We start from the raw sequence: 232 nt of genomic DNA, 5'->3' as shown, positions 1-232 counted from the left end.
AAACCCGCTGGTGCCGGCGCACCAACCACTATTGTCGGCACCGCCGCGTGCGCCGCGCGTTCTCGATGGTCAGCCGCCTCGGCGACGGACGGTTCTGGTATGCGCTGATGGGCGCACTGGTGCTGCTGGACGGCTTCGATGGCCTGCGCGCGTCGCTGCTCATGGCCGCTACCGGCCTGATGGCGTTGCTGCTGTACAAAAGCCTGAAGCGCTGGACCCGGCGCCCCCGCCC

Annotated in this window: 1 pseudogene; it reads left to right on the top strand. The window is 69.4% G+C overall.

The window, feature by feature from the left end:
* Positions 1–232: pseudogene (locus ACQG3P_RS24625) on the top strand (phosphatase PAP2 family protein); the annotation flags it as partial.

Source organism: Stenotrophomonas sp. SrG, assembly GCF_050031795.1.
Classification (GTDB): domain Bacteria; phylum Pseudomonadota; class Gammaproteobacteria; order Xanthomonadales; family Xanthomonadaceae; genus Stenotrophomonas; species Stenotrophomonas rhizophila_A.
Note: the sequence above shows the minus strand (reverse complement) of the source record. Positions and strands in the feature narration are given on the sequence as shown.